Source organism: Kothea flammea, assembly GCF_052161645.1.
Taxonomy (GTDB): Bacteria; Planctomycetota; Planctomycetia; order Pirellulales; family Pirellulaceae; genus Laterigemmans.
Genome location: NZ_CP197414.1, coordinates 4,929,351 through 4,946,477, shown reverse-complemented (window position 1 = coordinate 4,946,477; position 17,127 = coordinate 4,929,351). Strand labels below are relative to the sequence as shown.

Sequence of the window (17,127 nt, the reverse complement as noted above, 5' to 3'; positions counted from 1 at the left end):
ACCAAAAGGTCCCCTCTTGTCCGCTTCGCCGCTCTCCCCGCAAGTCATCAATCAGATCAAACGACTTGATTTGCGGGCGAAGATGGTGGTGCGAGGTTTTCTCCAGGGGCTGCATGCCAGCCCCTACCACGGGTTTTCGGTCCAGTTCAGCGAACATCGACGATATCACCAAGGTGACGACCCCAAGACGATCGACTGGCTGGCCTACGCCAAAACCGACAAGTATTACGTCAAACGCTACGAGGCCGAAACAAACCTCACCGGTTACTTGGTGATGGACCTTTCGGAGTCGATGGGCTACACCCACCGGCAAGAATTGACAAAGTTTGAGTATTCGGTCTGTTTGGCGGCTTCGCTCTGCTATTTGATGACGCTGCAGCAAGACCCGGTCGGTTTGTTGACCTTTGGCGAAAAAGTGCGGGCCCAATTGCCTGCCAGATCTCGCCGCGGTCATTCGGCAGACTGTTTGGCTCAGCTCGCCCGCCTGAAACCGAGTGGCCAGACCGATTTGGCGGGCTGCTTAACGGCCGTCGCCGCGATGCTAAAACAACGCGCCCTGGTAATGCTTTTCTCGGATCTGCTCGGCGATCCAGAACCAACTTACGCAGCGCTCGCGCGGCTGCGCCACTCCGGCCACGATGTGATCCTCTTTCACGTGCTCGACGAGGCCGAAGTCAATTTTCCCTTTGACGGCCCGGTGGAGTTTGAGGATCCCGAAAGTGGTCAGCGGGTGCCAGTCGATGCCAGCGGTTTTCGCGGCGAATATCTGCGGGAGCTAGCTGCCTTTCGTGAAGCTTATCAACAGCGCTGCAACCAAATGCGGATCGATTATGTGCCACTTGATACAAGTATGCCATTCGATCGCGCGCTGACGGAATACTTAATCAACCGCCAATCTCGTTTTTAAACGCCGCTTCGCTGAGCACGAGCACGAGTATCACAAGTGACAGCTACTAAGATTGAGCTTCGGGGCTCCTGGTGAGCTTCTGGGCTCTTGGTGGTCCACTGGGCTCTTGGTAGGCTACGGACCGCGAATATTGATCTTTCGAACCTACCAGGCACCCCTCCGATCTCACCGTGCGCGTCATTATTGAATCTGATCCCGCCAGTGCCACAAAATTGGCAGCCCAGGTAATCGCCGAGCGAGTGCGTGCGAACCCGCAAATTGTGTTGGGCCTGGCCACCGGGGGAACGCCGATTGGTTGTTACCAGCAATTGATCGAATGGCACCGGAGCGGGGAGCTCGATTTCGCCGCTGTTACCACGTTTAACTTGGATGAGTACGTGGGACTGGCTCCTGATCACCCGGAGAGCTACCACCGCTTTATGCGCGAACAGCTGTTCGATCACGTGAATTTATCTCCGCAGCGATGCCATTTGCCCGATGGCATGGCGGCTGACCTGGCGGGCGCTTGTGCCGCTTACGAGGCGGCGATTGAGGCCGCCGGCGGAATTGACTTGCAGTTACTTGGGATCGGCCGCGACGGTCATATTGCTTTCAACGAGCCGGGTTCTTCACTGGCCGGCGCGACGCGGGTTAAACATTTGACAGCGGAGACCATTGCCGACAACGCCCGCTTTTTTGGCGACCCAGCTGCCGTGCCTCGCCTTGCCGTTACGATGGGGGTGGGGTCGATTCTGCGAGCCGGATGCTGTCTGCTGGTGGCCACCGGGGAAGCGAAAGCGGCGGCGGTCGCCGCCACGATCGAAGGTCCAGTGACCGCCATGGTGACCGCGTCGGCGCTGCAGTTGCATTCCCAGGTGATCATCATTCTCGACGAAGCGGCCGCTGGGCAACTGCAACGACACGAATACTATCGAATGGCCGAAGCGGCACAACGTCAACTTTGCGGTGGCGTGGAGTAAACTTATGCGACGAATTGGCGGAGATCTCACAAAAGGGCAAGCGGAAAAGTTTGCCGAGTACCTATACACCCAGGGGATTGCGACGAACGTCGAAGCTGCCTCCGATGGCGATTCGCCAGTGTTCGATGTGTGGGTCCGCGACGAAGATCGATTGCCCGTAGCCCGCGAGGCCTTGAGAGAATTTCGCGAGAACCCGGGGGCAGAGAAGTTTGATGTTAAGGAACTGGCGGAGCAGATGCGCCGCGAGCGGTTAAGCGAACTGCGGGAGCGGGCCAAGCTGCATAAACCCTTCCAAGCCAAGGGGTCACCGGGCGGTTTCGGCGGCTTCAGCAAACCGGCGCGGTTTACCGTGGGCGTGATTGCGGCTTGCGTCGTACTCTCGATCGTGACCAGCTTTGGTAACATGCGGGGTGGTCCGCGAGCGATTAAGTCGTTTGATGAATTGCCCACGTCGATTCGGATCTTCAATGCGCTGACGCTGGTTCCGCGCTACACCAACGATCCCGAAGCGGGGCCGATGAAATATGTTTTGGAAGGACAAGTCTGGCGGTTGATCACGCCAATTTTTCTGCACGGTTCGCCGATGCACCTGCTGTTTAATTGCTTGATTGTCTACTTCGCCGGCAGAATCCTGGAGGTGCTGTTTGGCCCCCTCTTTTTCTGCGCGTTGTTTTTGCTGGGAGGTGTGATTGGGAATTTAGCGCAAGCCTATGGGCCGGAATTTCTCGGCGCGTCGGCGAACGTGATTGGCGCTTCTGGGGTCGCGCTGGCATTGTTCGTGTTCTTGTGGCTGCGTCCCATGATCGAACCTTCCGTTCCTTTTCGTGTCCCACCTATCAATGTGGCTTTTGTGTTGGGGTTCGTCGTGTTGTCGATGATTCCAGGCAGCCCGATCGGCGCAGGTGTGGCCAACCTCGCCCACCTGGGAGGGATTGCGACCGGCGCTGTTGCCTCCCTGGGGTTGTTAGATTTTCTTCGCCGTTAACACGTTTGAGTTTGGGACACCTCGTTGAACGCCACCGACGCTCCGTCCCTGCCGCAGCCGTTCGCGCCACCCGTCACGCCCGCCGCCGACCCGCATGCGGAACGTAAATTACCCGCGTGGCCGCGAGGTCCGGGAGGCATTGGCGAGGTCCTTCGCGTAGCTTTTCCGTTAATGGTCAGCTCCGGTTGTTTGTCGCTGGTGCTGTTTGCCGACCGGACGCTATTGTTGCGCTACGACGGTGATTCGATGAGTGCGGCGATGGCGGCCGGCAACTTGTTTTGGGCGCTGATTTGCTTGCCGCTGGGAATCGCCTCGATGTCGGGGGCATTTGTTGCCCAGTACATCGGCGCCAACCGCGCGGACCAAGTGGGGCGATTTCTGTGGCAGACGGTGTTTCTCAGTTTTGCCACGATACCGGCTTGGATGCTGGCCGCATATTTCGCTCCTCAACTGTTTCGTTGGACAGGGCAATCCCCAGCACTGCTCGAATTGGAGACTGTCTATCTTCGCGTGTTGATGATCGGCTCGGTGGCGGGAGTCTTGGAAGCCTCGCTGAGTGGGTTCTTCAGCGGAACCCACCGCACGATGACCGTGATGTGGATCAACGTGGCGGCCGCGATATTGAATCTGTTGCTCGACGTACCTCTCATTTTTGGCTGGGGTCCGATTCCGGCCATGGGTATTGCCGGAGCGGCGGCAGCCAGCGTGGTCAGTTTTTGGTTCAAGGCGGTCGCGTACGCCTATCTTTTGTTGCGGCCCCGCTTTCGTGAGCAGTATCAGCTGTTCGCAGGATTCACCGTTGACTGGGCGATGGGACGTCGCTTGTTGTTCTTTGGTTTTCCCGCCGGGCTCCAGCATCTGGCCGAAGCGGGTGCGTTCACCGTGATCGTGTTGCAAATTGGCCAGCTCGGCAGCATGCCGTTGCAAGCCACCACGATGGCCATCAACTTCAACATGATCGCCTTTGTGCCATTGATCGGTGTTTCGATCGCCGCTTCGGTGGTGGTCGGCCAGCACTTGACGCGATCGGGAGCCAGGATTGCCGTGCGGGCGGCTCACACGACGCTATTGATAGCCATGGTGTACTCCGCGAGTTGGGCGATCTTATATGTCTCCGCGCCGCACTTCGTGATGTCCTTTTACGAGCACACGGCGGTTGCCGGCGGAGAACCGACCAGCCAAGCGGCTGCCGCATCTGCCCAGCAATTGACTTTGGCAACGGATACCGCGGTCGGGCTGCTCGGCTTTGTGGCCGCTTATATCTTGTTCGATGGGATCCAGTTGGTACTGGCCGGCGTGTTGCGCGGTGCGGGAGATACCTGGTATGTGCTCGTCGCGACTGGAACGGCCTCCTCCGTGGCGCTAGCGGTCGGGCTGCTGTTCGAGCCAGCCAGCGGCGGACTGCTCTACTGGTGGTATGTGATCACCGCTTGGATTTGGATGCTCGCGCTGCTCATGATCATCCGCTACCTGCAAGGGCACTGGAAACACAAGCGGCTGGTGCAAGAAACGCCCTTATTAGAGACTTAGCCGCCCAGGAGTTCGCTTGGGAGACTCAAGCACCTCGACATAAGTCTTTCGGTTATCTCAGCGGTTGCGTGCTAACTCACGGTTCCGAGGAACGGGACGCTGACGCATTCCGGCTGATTCCGTGTTGTTTAATGACTTGTGCGGAGGTGCTTAGGTACATTGACCGGCGTAGCGTAAGCCGCGGATGATTTGCGAACTGATTTCCGCGAAATCGACTTCGGTGGCGACTTCCATGTTGAACTGCCAACCGCGGCGATAACGACGGTCAAAAATCGTGGCCCCACGAGTAATTAATCCTTGCGTTTCCACATCACCCGCCATTTCCGTCCACTGAAATAAATCGGGTTCTAACGCGGCGATGATGGTGACGGCGTCGTAGAGCGGGATCAGTTCACGCCCCAAACGTTGATGTTGCGAGCGGAACATGAAAGGCAGCAGGCGATGCAGCAAGCCGCCGGCGCGGGAATAACGAGCGGGTAGCTTTTCAAGCAGATCGAGGCCAAACAGAACTTCTTCAGTGACATCGAGCGGCACTAAGCTCTTGGTGGTGGCCGAGTGAAACACGGCGCGGGCCGCGTCGGGATCGAAGTACATGTTCAATTCCGAAGCGGGCGTGACATTGCCGCCACGGGCTACGGCTCCGCCGCTGATGATCACTCGATCAACGATCTCCTCCAGTCCAGGATCGCGTTGAAAAGCGCGGGCCACGTTGGTCAGCGGGCCCAAGCAAACCAGCGTGACTTGGCCAGGATGTTGCCGCAAAATCTCGCTGATGACTTTATCGCTGGCTTGGCGATGCTGGCGGTTGTCGGCCTCGAAGTTCAAGCCGCCCAAGCCGTCCGGGCCATGCAATTCGAGATCGTCTTCGACCGGCGCGTTATCGATCGGCTGGGCCGCACCGATCCGCGGGTATTTGGCCGGGTCGAGCGTTGTCAAAATGGCTTGCAAATTGGTCGTCGCTTGGTCCGCGTCGACCCGACCAGCGGTCGCTGTCAAACCCAAGACCTCAACTCGCGGATCAAACAGGGCAATGCATATTGCCACCGCGTCGTCGATGCCCGGATCACAATCGATAATGATTTTCCTGCTCATGGTCCGATTCTAGGGTGATTGCCAAGCTGAGGAAAGACCGATCAGGTAACGCTTGCCAGCGGTAAGCAACCGCCGAAACGCGTGGACCGGAGACTGGAAAACACAGCAAGCGGGTGTATTCGTGGCGTCTATTGACGTTAAAATTGCCCAAAAATCGGCGTGGTGTCTATGCCAAACTGGTTTGCCCCCCGCAGTTCAGATAACAAAGCACTCAGCACCCTCAACACTTGGAAAGACCGAATGGCCGATTTTGTATCTGCACTGGAAGCGGTGGAAGCCGGAAAAGACCTTTCCGAGTCGACCACGGCAGCGCTCGTCGGCGAATTATTGGTAGGCAACATTGCCGCCGATTCGTCAGATTTTGAGCTTGTGCGGCGGCTCTTGATCGCTCTGGCGGAAAAAGGCGAAACGGCAGCGGAATTGGTCGGCGCGGCGACAGCCATGCGACAACATATGACACCGATTCGCGTGCTCCGCACGGCGAATCAAGCCGCCACCGCTGAACCAAACGATGTGCCCGCGGAGACTGGCTCACAGCCTATTGGAGGAGAGCAAGCTATTGGAGGAGAGCAAGCTATTGGAGGAGAGCAAGCTTCCGTCGAGGACTGCCTGCTCGATACTTGCGGCACCGGCGGCAGTCGCTCTGGCACCTTCAACATCAGCACCGCTGCGGCGATTGTTGTTTCCGCGGCGGGAGTGCCGGTGGCCAAACATGGCAATCGCAAAGCAACCAGCCGCTCGGGGTCGGCCGACGTGTTGGCAGAGCTGGGTGTGCAGATCGAGTCAGACCGGGGTGTCGTCGAGCAATCGTTGCGGGAACTGCGACTCTGCTTCTGTTTTGCGCCACGTTTGCACCCCGCTATGCGGCATGTGGCGGCGATTCGCAAAGCAATTGCTTCGCCCACGATGTTTAATTTACTTGGCCCGCTCTGCAATCCTGCCGGGGCTACGCATCAGTTGTTAGGCACCGGTCGCGAAGCCAAGCAGCAGGTATTGGCCGCGGCCTTGCAAAGCCTGGGAACGCGTCGCTCGGTGGTCGTTCGCGGTGGCGACGGGCAGGATGAGGTTTCGCTCGACGGGGTCACCACGGCGATCGAAGTCGCTGGGACTGGTCAGTTGACCACGCACCAGTGGACCGCTGAGACGTTTGGCTTGGAACCGGCTGGAGTGGAAGCATTGCAAGCGGTCGATCCGCAACACAGCGCGCGGATTATTCGAGCGATTTTTGCCGGCACACCGGGCCCCTGCCGCGATACGGTCGTGGCCAACGCGGCGGTCGCGTTTTGGCTGGTCGGCCGCACGGGAGATCTGTTGGCGGGTGCTGAGTTGGCAGCTCAAACGATCGATAGCAGGGCTGCCGAGAGACAACTGGGGAGCTTCGCCAGCTTCACGCAACAACATTCAGCCGTTAGCTGAAGCGAGCCCCTAGCCCCTAGCAACTAGCAACTAGCTGTTGGGCGGGCCGAGAATTGGTACATTGTGGAGGGGGCCGGCGGAGCTCCGCAGATCGACTTAAGTTGATGCGAATCTTCCAGGATCAAGCTAGCAATCATGACGCCTCAGCGGGAAGTTTTGCTGGGCTGTAAACGTTGAGGGAACTTATGAAAGTTTTGCTTTCGGAACAAGAACTGCGGCAAGGGGTTTCCCAATTGGCCGTTGAGATTCGGCAGTGCTATGGCGCGGAACCTTTGACCGTGGTGGCAGTGATGACGGGCGCTTTGGTGCTGTTGGCGGACTTGATCCGCCAATTGGAAATGCCGTTGCGGGTGGGGGTGATCGGTGCCAGCAGTTACCGCGGGGGAACGTCGAGCGGGGAGTTGACCGTCGAGACGCAAATGTTGATCGACATTCGGGGACGCGATGTGCTGCTGGTCGACGACATTTTTGACACCGGTAAAACCTTGGCTTCGTTGGTGGATCGGGTCGGCGAACTGGGGGCACGTTCGGTACGGACTGCCGTGCTCTTGCACAAGCAACGTCCCACCGATGTTACTTTGCGTCCCGACTTTGTGGCTTTTCCGATCCCTGATGAATTTGTGGTTGGCTACGGGTTGGACTATCAAGACCACTACCGCAATTTGCCGTTTTTGGCCGTCTTGGAGCCGCACGATTTAGAACGCACTCCGATGGAGACGCGAGCTTTTCTGACCGAAGCTCACGATGGCTGAAGCGGGCGTGGAAACTCTTCGCATGTCGCATAATGAGTTAGCGGTTCTGCTTGTCACGCGTCGTTTTTGGCCGCACGCGAACGATGCGGCGGGTCGGTTAGCCAGTTTGGCCGAGGGTTTGCGAGAACGTGGCGTGCGTCCCACTTTGTTGGCGGCGCGGTTCGCTGCTTCCTGGCCGAGCGAGTTGAGTTTTCGCGAATTTGAGGTGGTTCGCCCTGTCGCCGCGCCGCGGGGGGATTGGTCAGCAGCACTATATGTGAGGGGCTTAACGCGTTGGTTGCGCGAACAGGCACCTCGCTTCGACGTCTTGTACGCGGACAACATGCGTGAAGAGGGTGCCGCGGTTGTTGATGCGGCGTTGCGTTCGCGTCGCGCGGCCGTGGTCCGTTGCGGCGGAGTCGGAGCTTGGTCTGACGTGGCTTGGGCTGGTCAGTCGCGCGGCAATCGCCGCACCTTTCAAGATTGCCTCAAAGCGGCCACGCTGCTGGCTCCCGATGCCGCCGCGGCTCGGGGGTTAATCTCCAGCGGGGCCAAGCGAGAGCAAGTGCTTCGCTGCGACGATGGCGTCCCCGCAGTGATCCGTCGCGGCACTGAACGGCAACTTGCCGCCCGCGCGGCGTTACAAGCGATCAACCACGATTTGTTGGTACCGGCCGGCGGCCGCGTGGTGTTGGTGGTGGCCGACATGCATGAGCGAGCGGGCTTGTTGGATGTGGCTGCGGGGATTGTCCCGCTGTTGGAAAAAGATAATGAATTGCGAGTTTGGTTTGTCGGAGACGGACCGCAACGCGAACTCTTACACCGCACGCTCGTGGAAGCTGGAATTCGGCACCGCGTTGCCATGCCGGGCTGCTTTGGGCACGTTGATGAATTGTTGCTCGCCAGCGATGTTTACGTCCTCCCCAACGTGGCGGATGGTTTGGAACATCGAATGCCGATGGCGATTGCATCGGGGGTTCCGGTGGCGATTGTCAATACCGTTGAGACGCGGGCCCGTTTTGGTGGGCAAGCCGCGGAGTTGCACTGGTTTGAGGCGGAGAATCCAGCCACTTTCACTGACGCGTTGAGCTCAATTTTGAACGATTATGAGCAGGCCGAACAGCGCGCCCTGACGCTGCGTGAGTGCTTGCGGCAATCGCAACCTCGGGAACAGCAGATTGACATGTTGCTGCGGCGTTTGCGACAACTCGCACCTGCGCTCGAAGCTGGCGATAGCGGCTCGGCGGCGGAGAGCACGGCATGAGTGAGTCCCACGCCCCGCGGGCGAACCTCCGCATCGTATTGATTATTCCCACCATGGACCGCGGCGGAGCGGAACGTCAAGTCTGCCTGTTGGCGGCTGGGTTGCTGCGTCAGCAAATCGACGTGCACGTCGTTTTATTGACCGCGGGTGGGGCGCGGATGCCAGAGCTTGCCGAGGCCGGTGTGCCCACGACTTTGATTGGCAAGCGGGGAAAGTTTGACCCCACTGCGTACTTTCGATTGAAACGCAAATTGCGGGAACTGGCTCCCGACGTCGTGCATACTTTTTTATTCGCCGCCAACAGTTATGGGCGTCAAGCGGCCCGCGCCGCCGGAGTGCCCGTGATCATCGGCTCGGAACGCTGCGTCGACCTCTGGAAGACTTGGCGGCACGCGGTCATCGATCGACGTTTGGCGCGGTTCAGCCAAGCGATCACGACCAACAGCTCGGGGGTTGTTGATTTCTATCGCCAACGAGGTATTCCCGCCGAGCTGTTTCGCGTGATCCCCAACGCAATTCCCCAGCGGCCGGCTGACACGGCGGTAACTCGCGGGCAGTTAGCGGCCAGCCTGGGTATTGATGCGAGCCGCAAATGGATCTTCGCGGTCGGACGCTTGTGGCCACAGAAACGTTACCGTGATTTGATCTGGGCTGCCGAGATGATGAATACGTTGCGGGGAGACGATACGACCTTAATCATCATCGGTGATGGGCCGCAGCGGGGTGAGCTGCAACGCTTTCGCGACGCGGTATCGAATGCTGGCCGAGTGGTGTTTGCCGGGCAACGCGAAGATGTTGCCAGCCTGTTGCCGTTGGCTGACGCGTTTTGGTTGGCCAGCGGTTATGAGGGGCAAAGCAACGCGTTGATGGAAGCGATGCAAATGGGCTTGCCCTGCATCGTGTCGGATATTCCCGGTAATCGGGATTTGATCGTTCATGACGAAACGGGCGCGCTTGTCCAAATGGGAGAAACAGCCGATTTTGCTCGGCAGACCCAGCATCTTTGGACCCATCCGCAACTGGCCGCGGACCTGGGTCGCAAGGCCGCCAACTTGATCGCCGAACAGTTCACGGTCAGCAAAATGGTCGCGGCACACGTCGCGTTATATCAAGAGCTGAGCCCGACTACATCGCGAGCTTAGCCGCCCGCAGAGTGGGAAACCATGACGCTGGTAACGATTCCACCGAGCCCCTAGGTATGAATTTCGCTCCGTTTGCCCAATTTGACTCAATTCGATGTTGAGGAAAGGCAACGTGCTGATAAATTCGAGTCATCAACGAATGGCGTGTGCCTGCGGGGCACAGTCTTCAATCCAAGATTCGTTACCGAGATGATTCGCCCATGTCTGATGCTGGCCGCCCGATGCTAGATGATGTCGAGCAGCTGTTGCTGAATGCCCAATTGCGTGACGAATTAGAACCCTACGTGGATGATTCGCTCAGCGGTTTGGCGCAGCGCCGGATGCCGTTGACTGTTGAAAACGAATACCTGGCTTCGATGCTGGCCTGGGAACGAGCTCCCGCCATGCCGATCAGCAAGTGGTTTGAGCCCGAATTGTCGCTCCCCAATCCCGATCAAATTCACGGAGAGCAACTCAGCACGCTGCTCTGGGACGTGATCTACAAATTGTACGAACAGCGGATTGTGCTGGAATGTACCGACCACTTGGATGACAGCCAACTGTACAGCATCATTTACCGCGACATCTTGCCAGCTTGGGAAAAGAAAGTCGATCTCCCCCGCAATTTCCTCCACTGGCGATGCCTCGACGATGATGATGAAGCGACTTGGTTGCGATATTACGCGTCACGTCGCGAACGCCTTCGTTACCGCGAAGAAACAGGCCGTCATCCACCGGCCGCCGAACCCCTACCTTTCCCCCGCCAAATGCCGAGCCGACAGTTGTAGGTGCAGGCAGAGCTGTTGAGACGCGGTCCGCTGCTGGGGACTGCGGGAGAGATGTCGTTACTCTGCCATCTCAGAGGCCGGCCCGTTACTGGCGCAAATGTCCCGCTGAAGTGTCCCATCGTCGCTGCGCATTTGAATCGTGTCTCCGGTATCTGCTACCAGCCCCATCGAGACGGGAATGCTTCCCAACGAAATCATGCTGGGATTCTCGCGGTTGCTGATTGCCTGCGGTTGCATCTTGCCGCTGTCGCTGTTGCGGTAAAGCGTCAATTGCATCGGGTTGCGATCAATGACCAGCACCATTGCCGTGTTGACCTTGGCGTAGAAATCCAGCTTCTCCAAGCTCTGGTCGCCTTCACTGACGACTTCGATCGCCAAATCGGGTCCACCGAACCAGTGCGTTCCACAGTCGATTGCTTGGCAATCACTGAGAAACACCAAGACATCAGGAACTCGATAGTTTTGCTTCCATCCGTCGCGCCGATCGCTCACGTTGGCGCCGGCGAGAGTTTTTCCGAGTCCTTTCCAGTCGACCGCGATCCGGAAAACTGCCGCGAGTTCCGTAACGAAGTCTTGATGTTCGTTATTGGCCAGCGGCGACATGACGTAGACTCCATCCCAAACCTCATCGTACCGATCCGCACCAATCGCTTTGCGTTTTTCAATCAGTTCGTATTCCAGAACGGGATCGCGAATCAAAAGCGTCATGGTTGTCACCTCGGCCGAAGAGTGCTGAACGATTGCACCAGCTTAGCAAACTTCCATGAAGCTTGGCCAAACCCAAGGGGGATACCGTTTTGATTTCCTCAATCACCCCAGCGAGAGTGCTGGGGTTCGGCCTGATGGAAAAGACCGTTGTCTCAAAGAGGGCAACGGCAAGCCGGCGGGGCGTGCCAGCGGGAAATTAGACAAGCCGCGGCGGAGAGATAGTCAACACGGGCGGTTGCGAAGTAGCCGAGTCTCCAGCGGGCGTTTGCCGAGTGGCTGCCACTAAGGACTGCGAGGCGGGCAAGCTGCGCTTGGGCTCCGCGCTGACGGGTAATTCCGACCGCTCCTGCTCCTGCTCAGCTTGGCATTGGCAAAAGTCAGCGATCGGAAGCGAGACACCGTGAACCGATTGGATCAGGTCCGTACAGTTGTTGTTCATGGCCGAAGGCCTATTCCATCCATCAAAAGGGTGTTTTAAGGCCCTTACGCAAGGCCCTAAGGTAAAATCTGTCACATAATGGAGCAAAGTCAAGACCAAAGTTTGGATTCTACGCTTTTCCGAGTAAATTCTGATTCGGCTAAACAGTCGGTTAAACTGACCTTAAACCGGAAAGACGGGGGCAGATTTCACCTTAAGCAACCAGCCAGGCAGGCGCGCCCGATGGCGGCCGGAGCATAGGGCTTGCTAAACACATCGTCGACGCCGCCACTCTTGGCCGAGAGGACATCGTCCGGACGCGGAAAGCCGACGCACCATAAATGGCGAGCGGCCGCAGGAAAACCGTCGCGTTTTGCCATCATCGGCTGGACGATTTGCAGTCGCTTCCGCCAATCACTGCGGCTCGCCGGAGGGGCCGCTGTATCATCCCAAAGAACCGTGTCGAGATTGCCGATTTGTAGCAGCTGCGGCTTAGTCGCCTGGGCCACGCTGTGACCGGCGGCGGTCAGAAAGTCGACCAAGCCGCCGGTCGCTTGGCGATTGGCCGAGAGCACGCCGATGGTCAATTGTTTTTTTGCCGGCTCACCGATTGAGCTAGACACATTGTCGAAAAACCAGCTGGGCAGCACCTGGTTCCAGCGGTGCCAATAGAGATTTTGAAAACCGGGCCAGGGCTTACCCGTTCGCGACTCGCCCTCGGATTGAGCGCTGGTCAAAGTCCAACGCTCGGCTTGGGGCGCCAGCAGCTGTAATTGCTCAAGCTGCGACGGGGCTGGCAAGCGACTTGGTTTGACAATCACGATGCGGTTGACGGCGGCGGCGGGCCGGTTGAGCAAATCGTCGATGGAGCGTCTGGGAGCGATCTGCGCGGCGTGTTCGACGCAGTAGCGAAACGCGGCTGACCACGGGGACTGCTGAGTGGTGCCAATCCAGACCAGGGTGCCGGGACCCTGCCTGTGGCTGCTGGGGTCTTGCCTGCGGCTGCTGGGATCTTGCCTGCAAGACTGCTGGGGGACCGATATCATGTGGGGTCTTCGTAAGCTTCAACTTCGGCTTGACGCACGATCTCCCAGGCTGCGGTGGGCGACTCGGCCGTTCGCAACTGGTCGACCACATCGTCTGCGGTAATCAAACGACTCAGCCGGGCAAGTATTCGCAGATGGGTGCGATCATCGTAAGAGCAGATCAGAAAAAAAACATCGGTTAATTGGCCAGCATCGGAAAACGCGATGGGGGTTGGGCAAACACCAAGCGCGATCACGGAGTCAGCTAGAATTGAAGTTTGTGGACGCCGGGGGTGCATTAACGCCACGCCATTGTCGAGGGCGGTGGGATGCAATTCTTCCCGCGCCTTGACCGCTTCGACCATTGCCGGAGCGTCCCACATCAGACCGCTCCGCGTGGCCAGTTCGCACATATTGCGAATGACCGAGCCCCGAGTGCGAGCTTGCAGGGGGATCGCAATCGCTTCCACAGCCAACAAATCGGCCACTTTGGGCGCGTGCTCACTGCCGGCGGAACGATCCAGCACCGCTTCCACGCGATCGAGCTGAGCTTCGTCTGCCACGCCAATGCGCTCCTCCAGCCAGTGATGCACCTCGGCCTCAGCGAAACGCCACTGTCCACTGACTCGCCGCGCCGGAATGCGGTTTTGTTTGACCATTTTCATGACCTGATCGGGGGTCAGGTGCAGATAGGCGGCCAACTGTCCAAGGTCAAAGTCTTCCAACTGTCTACTTCCTCAAGGGGCGGGTAAAAAAAGCTCTCGTTCCCGAGTTTCATAAACTGGGGCAATCTGCGGGCCAGCCACTTCGACGGCCGCGGCAACAACCGCTCGGCCACTCGATTGCTATCGAATCGCCGGCGATCCGGGTTGACCAAATCGAGCGGATGCTGACAATCAGCGTACGTCGGCAAGACGGAAGGGCAAGGACCGCTCGGAAGCTGCTGATTTTAGCATGATAGCATCCCACCATAGGCATGGAGGCCCAGGATGGAAGGTCGCGATTTACCTCAGCGTCGCTCACAAGAGCACAAGCATCCCGCCGAATTAAGTGGCAGCGGCGGACAGTCCTCGCCAGCTGAGCCCGCTGCAAGCGACGGCAACGGACATTTTTCCTTGCGAGAGCTTTTGCCCCAAGCTCGCTTTTTCGGCGGTCTGGATGTCTGTGGTGATGTCTTGGTCAGTTCGCCGAGCGAATGCCAACCGGGCACAATTCTGGCCTTGCTGTCTGACTGCGACGATCCGTTAGAAGCGGCCTGCCAAGCTTTGGCCCGCGGTGCCACCGGCTTGTTGACTGAGGAAATTCTTCCCGTGCCACTTCCCCAGTGCGTGGTCAGCAATGCCGATCGAGCCGCGGCCAAGTTGGCGGATGCTCTGCATGGAAATCCTGCTGAGGATTTGTTGATTGTTGGCGTTGTGGGTGCTGGCGGAAAAACGACCACCGCTCTGTTGACCGCCGCGATGCTCCGCGGCTTGGGGCAGCGAACCGCTTACGATACCGATTTGGGTAGTTGCGACGGGGTCATCCAATCGGCCGCCGACTCGCGACAATTGGGCGTGCTGCAAACCAGCGAGTTTCTGGCCGACGCGCGTGACGCCGGCTCGGCTGCGGTCGTGCTAGAGTTATCCGATGATTATCTGCACTCCGGCGGGTTTCGTAACTTAGCCCTTGATGTGCTGATTTTGACGGGCGGCAAGCAGACGCCCGAGGATGCGGGGGTGGCTTGCGGATTGGACCTGGCGTTGGAGCAATTACGAGAAGGGGGCGTCGCGATTGTCAACGCCGACAGCTGTGCTGCGATGGCTGCCGCGGATCGCGCCGGCGTGCCGCTGTTAACTTACGGGCTGCGTGGCGAAGCCAACGTATCGGCAAAGATTTTCGACCAGCAACCTGGCGAAACAACGCTGATGGTCACCACCGGCGATGTCACCGCGACGATGGAAACCGTGTTGACTGGCCCGCTGATGGCAGGCAACCAATTGGCGGCGATTGCCGTGGGGATGCTGATGCAATCGCCACTGCACGAATCGATTGCCGCTTTGGCAAAAGTTCGGCACATACCTGGCCGGCTGCAGCGGATTGGTGGCTGGCCAACGCCCGCCGTGATGCTGGACTCCTGCGGCAACCCGCAACGTCTACGCGGTCTGCTGCGGGGCTTGCGGCGGGAACGCGGAGCGGGGCGGTTGTGGGTTGTGGCGGCTGTCGGCGAAGGGGCCGATAGCGTCGATTTGGCAGCCACCGGGGCTGTCGCGGAAAAATATGCGGATCGAACCATCGTAACCTCCGCTTGCCCCACTAAAGCCGGTTTTTTGTCAGCTGCGCACGATTGGCTCGACGGAGTCAAGCAGCCGGGAAAACCGCGGCTGATCGCCAACCGAGCCGCCGCGATTGCTTGGGCGATCGAACAAGCTGGCCCCGCCGATACGATCGTCGTCGCCGGTGGCTGGTGCAGCGATGCGCCCGCCTTGGAACGCGCCGCTTTGGCGTGCGAAGAAGAAATGATCCGCGAGTTATTGCAAGCCCGGGCGGAGAAGCCGCAACCGGCCCAGCAGGCAACTCACTCCAGCGGCAAACATTCCGGCCAACAACGCGGCCAACAACGCGGCCAACAACGCGCCGCCGGGCTGCCGGTGATCCTCCCGCACCCCGCCTTAAAGTCGTAAGCTCCCCCCACGTGAAGCGATTGCGGAATTTACATTTTTTCGCGTTGACACGTGGTCTGGCAAGCTGCTAATTCCCCCCGCAACGGAGCACTTGGCGGCAGGTCCGTGACCAACATTTCTAAAACTTACCGAGTTTTCCAGGGACGTTATCGTAGGCACATGGATCGCGGGAACCAGGTGTCAACCTTCCTCCAAGGTTAGAGCAAACAACTCAAGTGCTGACGGTTACTGGGTCAATCGTCCGTGCTGAGGCTCTGCGATATAGTCCTTTTCTGACACCGAAGTCGTTGTTAACCCAGCGGCTTCGGTGTTAGGATTCAATTGCAGCAGGTCCGCTTTCGGCTCCCTCGCCGGGCGGGCCTGCTGTTTTTTTGGTGCCACCTCGTCGCAAGAACTACTCGGGCCAAGAACTACTCGGGCGCACCAGCCCACCGGGGCAACGCGAGAATGAACCTGTTTGTTGACTGTCCCGACTGCGGCGAGCGTTGGCGATTTGCGCTCGACCAACTTTGCTGCCCCAGCTGCGGCCGGCCCGGTTCATCGTCGCCAGAGCTTAGCGACGCCTTCGGGGAACTTGAAGAAGACCCGGAACTGTGGGGCGAAGGCCGCCGCTGCGAGGAATGCCAGCAGTCGATTCACCCCGAACGACTCGAGGTTTTGCCCGATACGCGGCACTGCACCCGCTGTGCGCAAGCCGCCGTCAATGGCGAAAGCCAGGCGGAACGAGAATTTTGCCCGCACTGCGGCGACCTGGTTCAAACTGTACGCCGCGGTGGCGGCGGTCTAGCTGGGTACGTGCGGCGATGCAGCGGCTGCGGACGCACTTAACACTGACTACGCGTCACTGAATTCCCCCGTTGTCACTGAGTTCCAGCGTTTTTTTCTCGGACGATTGAAGCGGCTGCTCTGCTGGCGGAGCCGCGAATTCGCCGGGGATCAAGTGCGGTGCGGCGTCCAGGTCTCCGGCATCCATCAGCCCGGCGACGCGTTGCAGAGTGGCCAGAATTTGCAACCGTTCCCACTGCTGCAACTTTGACAAAGAATCGCGAAAACGATCTTGCAGCAGCGAAGGCGAGACACGCAATAATTCCTGCCCGGCGACCGTGACGGTCAGGGCAACCGAGCGGCGATCCGACGAACTGGGCGCCCGTTCAACCAACTCCCGCCGCTCCAGTCGCTGCACGATACCCGTCACAGTGGCTTGGCTGAGATGTACGGCCCTCGCCAAATTGCTGGTCGCAAGCGGCCCCTGGCGGGCGATTTCTTGCAGCACCACCAACTGCGGACCGGTCAGACCGTGCCCCTCCACTAGACGCCGGGAATGCAAGTCGACGGCGCGAATGATTTGCCGAATGGCGGCAACGATCTGATCTTCTTCGGTAAGCACTGCGCGCACTTCAATCGAGGGGGCCAGAGGCCAGCTTAGGGGGCCGGAAACCAGCCCACAGTCTACACCAGAATCGCACCCCATGTTATCTGCGGCCATTTCGGCTAAACTACTTTGAGTTCAAAGCAATTGC

Annotated in this window: 17 protein-coding genes; 12 read left to right on the top strand and 5 right to left on the bottom strand. The window is 58.8% G+C overall.

The features are described from left to right. The first annotated feature begins 16 nt into the window (after positions 1–16). The 4 genes from SH139x_RS18540 to SH139x_RS18525 all read left to right on the top strand — a co-directional run bounded on the left by SH139x_RS18540 (position 17) and on the right by SH139x_RS18525 (position 4,381). Complete coding sequence (locus SH139x_RS18540; RefSeq protein ID WP_488351259.1) at positions 17–907, top strand: DUF58 domain-containing protein; 891 nt, start codon at positions 17–19, stop codon at positions 905–907. 170 nt (positions 908–1,077) lie between these two features. Beyond that, positions 1,078–1,866 (top strand): glucosamine-6-phosphate deaminase, encoded by a 789-nt coding sequence (gene nagB, locus SH139x_RS18535; protein ID WP_488351258.1) that lies wholly within the window; start codon positions 1,078–1,080, stop codon positions 1,864–1,866. A 4-nt stretch (positions 1,867–1,870) separates the two neighbouring features. Continuing rightward, positions 1,871–2,851 carry a rhomboid family intramembrane serine protease gene (locus tag SH139x_RS18530; RefSeq protein WP_488351257.1) on the top strand — a complete coding sequence of 327 codons (981 nt, stop codon included), beginning with the start codon at positions 1,871–1,873 and terminating at the stop codon, positions 2,849–2,851. A 24-nt stretch (positions 2,852–2,875) separates the two neighbouring features. Further along, positions 2,876–4,381, top strand: coding sequence for an MATE family efflux transporter (locus tag SH139x_RS18525; protein WP_488351256.1), 1,506 nt, complete (start codon positions 2,876–2,878; stop codon positions 4,379–4,381). 150 nt (positions 4,382–4,531) lie between these two features. Here the strand turns inward: SH139x_RS18525 and SH139x_RS18520 are convergent, their stop codons facing one another. Beyond that, complete coding sequence (locus tag SH139x_RS18520; protein WP_488351255.1) at positions 4,532–5,473, bottom strand: nucleoside hydrolase; 942 nt, start codon at positions 5,471–5,473, stop codon at positions 4,532–4,534. Between the two features lie 240 nt (positions 5,474–5,713). On the opposite strand from SH139x_RS18520, the gene trpD reads away from it, so the two are divergent. The 5 genes from trpD (at position 5,714) to SH139x_RS18495 (ending at position 10,793) form a co-directional block, all read left to right on the top strand. After that, complete coding sequence (gene trpD / locus SH139x_RS18515) at positions 5,714–6,889, top strand: anthranilate phosphoribosyltransferase (RefSeq protein WP_488351254.1); 1,176 nt, start codon at positions 5,714–5,716, stop codon at positions 6,887–6,889. Between the two features lie 185 nt (positions 6,890–7,074). Further along, a complete protein-coding gene (hpt, locus tag SH139x_RS18510) occupies positions 7,075–7,641 on the top strand; it encodes a hypoxanthine phosphoribosyltransferase (protein ID WP_488351253.1) in 567 nt (188 codons plus the stop codon). A 22-nt stretch (positions 7,642–7,663) separates the two neighbouring features. Further along, positions 7,664–8,884: a glycosyltransferase family 4 protein gene (locus SH139x_RS18505; protein ID WP_488351252.1), complete on the top strand. Its 1,221-nt coding sequence runs from the start codon at positions 7,664–7,666 to the stop codon at positions 8,882–8,884. Further along, positions 8,881–10,026, top strand: coding sequence for a glycosyltransferase (locus tag SH139x_RS18500; protein WP_488351251.1), 1,146 nt, complete (start codon positions 8,881–8,883; stop codon positions 10,024–10,026). Before SH139x_RS18505 ends, SH139x_RS18500 begins: the two co-directional genes overlap by 4 nt. 200 nt (positions 10,027–10,226) lie before the next feature. Beyond that, positions 10,227–10,793 (top strand): hypothetical protein, encoded by a 567-nt coding sequence (locus tag SH139x_RS18495; RefSeq protein WP_488351250.1) that lies wholly within the window; start codon positions 10,227–10,229, stop codon positions 10,791–10,793. A 57-nt stretch (positions 10,794–10,850) separates the two neighbouring features. Here the strand turns inward: SH139x_RS18495 and SH139x_RS18490 are convergent, their stop codons facing one another. Further along, positions 10,851–11,501 (bottom strand): Uma2 family endonuclease, encoded by a 651-nt coding sequence (locus SH139x_RS18490; RefSeq protein ID WP_488351249.1) that lies wholly within the window; start codon positions 11,499–11,501, stop codon positions 10,851–10,853. Between the two features lie 55 nt (positions 11,502–11,556). Here SH139x_RS18490 and SH139x_RS18485 point away from each other — a divergent pair, with 55 nt between their 5' ends. Further along, complete coding sequence (locus SH139x_RS18485; protein WP_488351248.1) at positions 11,557–11,787, top strand: hypothetical protein; 231 nt, start codon at positions 11,557–11,559, stop codon at positions 11,785–11,787. Positions 11,788–12,128: 341 nt separating this feature from the next. On the opposite strand, the gene SH139x_RS18480 is transcribed toward SH139x_RS18485, so the two are convergent. After that, positions 12,129–12,965, bottom strand: coding sequence for a hypothetical protein (locus SH139x_RS18480; RefSeq protein WP_488351247.1), 837 nt, complete (start codon positions 12,963–12,965; stop codon positions 12,129–12,131). Next, the gene (locus tag SH139x_RS18475; RefSeq protein WP_488351246.1) at positions 12,962–13,669 is read right to left on the bottom strand and encodes a PTS sugar transporter subunit IIA; all 708 of its coding nucleotides are present in this window, start codon (positions 13,667–13,669) and stop codon (positions 12,962–12,964) included. The genes SH139x_RS18480 and SH139x_RS18475 overlap by 4 nt, the downstream gene beginning before the upstream one ends. Positions 13,670–13,933: 264 nt before the next feature. On the opposite strand from SH139x_RS18475, the gene SH139x_RS18470 reads away from it, so the two are divergent. Then, a complete protein-coding gene (locus SH139x_RS18470) occupies positions 13,934–15,607 on the top strand; it encodes a glutamate ligase domain-containing protein (RefSeq protein ID WP_488351245.1) in 1,674 nt (557 codons plus the stop codon). 447 nt (positions 15,608–16,054) lie between these two features. After that, the gene (locus tag SH139x_RS18465; protein WP_488351244.1) at positions 16,055–16,435 is read left to right on the top strand and encodes a TraR/DksA C4-type zinc finger protein; all 381 of its coding nucleotides are present in this window, start codon (positions 16,055–16,057) and stop codon (positions 16,433–16,435) included. A gap of 13 nt (positions 16,436–16,448) precedes the next feature. Here the strand turns inward: SH139x_RS18465 and SH139x_RS18460 are convergent, their stop codons facing one another. After that, on the bottom strand, positions 16,449–16,994 hold the full coding sequence (locus SH139x_RS18460) for a MarR family winged helix-turn-helix transcriptional regulator (protein ID WP_488351243.1): 546 nt from the start codon (positions 16,992–16,994) through the stop codon (positions 16,449–16,451). Positions 16,995–17,127: the final 133 nt, after the last annotated feature.